This window comes from Corynebacterium sp. HMSC076D02 (assembly GCF_001813815.1).
GTDB lineage: Bacteria > Actinomycetota > Actinomycetes > Mycobacteriales > Mycobacteriaceae > Corynebacterium > Corynebacterium simulans.
Window position 1 is genome coordinate 1 of sequence record NZ_KV814024.1, and the last position, 3,086, is coordinate 3,086.

3 protein-coding genes are annotated in these 3,086 nt (G+C 55.3%); 1 reads left to right on the forward strand and 2 read right to left on the reverse strand.

Going from position 1 to position 3,086, the window contains the following annotated elements:
- Window positions 1-1,979: MobF family relaxase (gene mobF / locus HMPREF2935_RS00615; RefSeq protein WP_168166277.1), on the reverse strand; the 1,979-nt coding region annotated here is incomplete at its 3' end.
- A gap of 228 nt (window positions 1,980-2,207) precedes the next feature.
- On the opposite strand from mobF, the gene HMPREF2935_RS00620 reads away from it, so the two are divergent.
- On the forward strand, window positions 2,208-2,582 hold the full coding sequence (locus tag HMPREF2935_RS00620; RefSeq protein ID WP_232770592.1) for a 3-deoxy-D-manno-octulosonate 8-phosphate phosphatase: 375 nt from the start codon (window positions 2,208-2,210) through the stop codon (window positions 2,580-2,582).
- Between the two features lie 65 nt (window positions 2,583-2,647).
- Here the strand turns inward: HMPREF2935_RS00620 and HMPREF2935_RS00625 are convergent, their stop codons facing one another.
- Window positions 2,648-2,899, reverse strand: coding sequence for a hypothetical protein (locus HMPREF2935_RS00625; protein ID WP_070776360.1), 252 nt, complete (start codon window positions 2,897-2,899; stop codon window positions 2,648-2,650).
- Window positions 2,900-3,086: the final 187 nt, after the last annotated feature.

The following is a 3,086-nucleotide window of genomic DNA, read 5'->3' on the forward strand; positions in this document are numbered from 1 at the left end:
GGAAGGTCTTTAAGACTATGGCCGGGCTTTGTTGGGTGGTTTCCACGCCAGGTGTAGGTGAGTTTGTCGATGGTAAAAGCATCAAAACCTAAGTCTTTCGACAACACCTCTGCCGCCTGGGCAGACGGGGCCAGACCAATCACGTTGCGGCCTTCATTGGCCCACACGTTGGCAACCAGACGCATAGATGCAGTCTTGCCAGTACCTGCCGGGCCTACGCCGGTAGCGGCGAGTGTGCCGCAGGTAAGGAGGTAGCGGGCCATGGATTCCTGCCCTGCGTTAAGGCGGAACCCAGCCTCTGCTTCGTGTTCATCCAGTGCTTTATCAATCGCTGCAGATGGTGCGAATGCGGCCACCGGTTCGTTGAGTGCGCCCAGTGCTTTGTCTTCGGTATCGAGGATGTCCTGGGTGGTATAAAGCTCGCTATCAGCGCGGGCATCCCGGGCCTTTCCAGCCGAGTTCTTCAGGGCTTCGGGCAGTTCCAGGACGTCGAAATCATTCAAGGAAATGGCCTTATCGCGAACAATTGCTTCCACCACAGTGGCGTGGATAAGGTCGCGCTCGGAAAGAGAATCGAAGCGATAGCCTTGGAGTTTTCCACCCGCAGCAGTCGCTACATGCGAGGCGCGAAAGTAAGAACGACGTCTGACAACGGTGTCTAAAACCTCGTCGATAAGACCTGAAAGGTGGTCCTCGGAACGAAAGACTGGACGCTCATCACGTCCAGAATCTGCGGCAAGTTGGGCGATGGCAGCGAGTTCCTCTGCCCCAGTATCACGCGCGGAGACTTCCGCTTTCCAGCCTGCGCGAAGCTCTGCAAGGCTTTCTGGTTCACGCTTTGCATCACGGGTTTCCAAGATAGCTTGCTGCCACAACCGACCCACCTCAACCGAGTTAGGGGTTGCACCACGCGCGGCAACAAACTCTTCCACGAGTCGCTTATAGACCGGCTGTGCGCCGCGTCGACGCTTGGAAAAAGACTCCATCAGCGACTGCGAAATACCGTCAATCTCCCACGTAGGTTCCTTGTTGACCCCATGGTCGCAGGCGGTGAAAGTGTAGCCCATCTCGTTAGAAAGCAGGGTGTTCAAGATGGAATCATAGCGGTGCGAAATCGACTGATGATACTTCATCAAGGTGTACCCATCGATGGACAACCAGCGCCCATCTTCGGTCTGAACCTTGTTGGATACCAGCACGTGCGAGTGCAGATCCGGGTCTCCTGCGCGCGTATCGTAGTGCTTAAACTCCGACGCGACGAAGCCTTTCGTCTTGACTTGCTCACGCCCTTGCTTGCCAACTCGGGTAAACAAAGCGTTGTCTTCTGCCCACGCCATAGCTTCCTTTACGGCCTGGTGATGAAGCGCCTCAATACGCTGCGCGGTCTTCTCATCAGACAATGCCCACGCCACCGACACGGACTTAGCAGGCGAAAAAGTCAGGTCAAAACCCGACACAGACTGACGCACATTGTCCTTTAAACCATTGACCCAGTTGACGACTTCCCGGCCCGATTGCGGCTCGACTCCGTGTTCTTCAATGAAGAATTCTCGGCCAATATCCTGGACTAACTCGGCGCGTTCTTGCTTGCTCATCAACGTGCCCGTTGTCTGCCTATGGCGGCGCTCCGCGTCACGAAGTGCCACCAAAACCGGCACATCATTAGTGAAATTAGCGAAAGGACGCCCCAACTGTACGTCTTTGATTTTCTGACCTTCGGACATCTTCATATCCGCATCTGGGTGCAGACCTACGCCATACAACGCGGCCATTTGAGACTCGGTAACTTCCCCACCTTCGGTGACCGTTTCGGTGTTCAAACCGGCCAAACCAGAGCCTAACCAACGACCTGGCGGGGTGCCTTTCGCGTCGTAATACTTCGACAAACTTGGCGCATCTGTCGGCCCATCATTGGTAGCCACAGAGCGCAACAGGTACTCATAACCTGTTCCGCTATTGACTACGCGCAGGGTCATCATGCGCCCTAGTCTAGCAGCCAAAACCCGATTAACACTAAGAGTGCATATAGTGTGTTGTAAAAAGGGCGCTCGCGCCCACGGCTGCAGGTCTACAGCGCTGTCGAGAGACTGCAGGGATAGTCCACTGCTTGCTTCCGATTACGCCGAACTTCCCGCGTGGTGTTTGTGTCAGGAGCGGGGCGGTGTGTGCGCTGGCATTGTGGGTTTATGGTTACCGCAAGTAGAAGTTTGAAGAAGCGTCAGGAACTGCGTCAGCGTCTCGAAGAAGAACAGCGTAAGCTGCGCGACCGGAAGAAGAGCATCAACTCGTTGCTCAGCCTTATTGAGCAACGAGACAAGTTGAACGAAAAGATTGGTCAAGCCTCGCAGTCCATTATCGACCTAGGGGAACCTAAAGAACTCGTGCGCGAGCTCGTCGGTGTAAGCCAGCGCGATTTCAACGACATGCTCAAGACTGCTAAGGAGTCCTCCCCTAGTGCGGAGGACTCCTCTGGAGACGATGAGTCGCACGCTGGCAATGATGAGGGCCGGGACAACGACGAAGCCGCCAGCGCCACTAAGGACGCTGGCGGCGATGATGCCGATGACAATGGCGACCAGTAGTCAGTAGAGAGAAAGACAGTCTTCGACGTTAGCGGCTGCGGCTACTGTTGCTCGTTCAGGTCGTACTACTCACCGGGGTTGACGGGCGCGGCGTCATACGGGTTGGAGTATGGCGAGTCGTTGGTCTCGTCCGTAGCGCGCTCGTAGTGGTCAGCCATGGAGCAAACCATCACGCCGAGGAAGGTGAGGAAGAACCAGATGATTACCCAGGCGATTACTCCGCCTAACGCTCTGATGATTCCTGTTCCCAATCCTGCGCGTCGTATCTGGGCAATGAGCATCCAGACCAGCATGGCGATGAGTGCAGATGGGGACATGGTTGGTAGCCGATAAATGGCAGTGCGCCCACGGAAGCGTCCTTCCTCTCTGTGGCGCGCGCCGCTCATGATGCTGTTAAAGAGTTTGAGAAGACTCCACCAGTCTTACGTGTGGTAAACATTGTTTACACAGTGTCGATTAAACAATTCTATCGACAGTCCCAAGAGTGGCAGCAAAGGGAAACAA